This is a genomic window from Mesorhizobium sp. M7A.F.Ca.CA.002.05.1.1, from assembly GCF_003998335.1.
In the GTDB taxonomy this organism is placed as follows: Bacteria; Pseudomonadota; Alphaproteobacteria; order Rhizobiales; family Rhizobiaceae; genus Mesorhizobium.
The window spans coordinates 1-788 of record NZ_RZQI01001474.1 but is presented as its reverse complement, the minus strand read 5'-3'; the positions used below and the strand labels follow the sequence as shown (position 1 = coordinate 788).

2 pseudogenes are annotated in these 788 nt (G+C 63.8%); one reads left to right on the top strand and one right to left on the bottom strand.

Annotated elements, in window-relative coordinates:
- Positions 1-439, top strand: a pseudogene (locus tag EN939_RS39945) (hypothetical protein); the annotation flags it as partial.
- 188 nt (positions 440-627) lie between these two features.
- On the opposite strand, the pseudogene EN939_RS39940 reads toward EN939_RS39945, so the two are convergent.
- Positions 628-780 (bottom strand): annotated as a pseudogene (locus tag EN939_RS39940) (nitroreductase family protein); the annotation flags it as partial.
- Positions 781-788 lie beyond the last annotated feature (8 nt).

Here is a 788-nt window from a genome sequence, read left to right as displayed (position 1 = left end):
CGGCTACAACATCCGCATCAATTCAGCCTCGCCCTTCGAGACGGCGCGCCAGGGCGTCGTGCTCTATGCCCAGAACGGCAAGGTCATGGTCAAGAACGCCGTCTGGCTGGCGGTCATCATGTGGGGCGTGTCGTTCATCATCTTTCTGATGATGCTGGCGCCTGCCGGCGCGATTCTGTTCCTGATGCCTGGCCAGCTCGCCGGCTGGGCTTTTGTGCTCGCCATCGTCTTCGCCTGGGCATTCAAGGCGGCATTCATTGAACCCTTCGCCATCGCCTGCCTGATGCAGGTCTATTTCAAGACCATCGCGGGCCAGGTGCCGGATCCGGCCTGGGACGCCCGGCTGGCCGAGGCGTCGTCGAAGTTCAGGGAGCTCAAGGACAAGGCGCTCGCCTCCTTCGGCGGTTCGCGCTGGGCTACGGCCGGCGCCACACCCTGATCGGCCGGGCGGGTGATGTCTGGTGAGGCAGAAACGGTGTTGAGGCGCGCCACGGTGGATTTGAGCTGTGTCTCGCCTTGCCCGGAAAAGGTCTCGCTCATGATCAGCTCCGGCAGCGGCAGCCGCCGTCCCCAGCCATGCGTTTCAAGGTCCGGTTTGGGAGCGAACTCGGAAACACGGCCGACGCAGAGATAGGCGATCGGCGTTACGTGGTCCGGAATGGCCAACAGCCGCTTTAGCGCCTGCGCTTCGATGATGCTGACCCAGCCTACACCGACGCCCTCGGCACGCGCGGCCAGCCAGAAATTCTGCACCGCGCAGACGGTGCTGTAGAGATCCATCTCCGGAT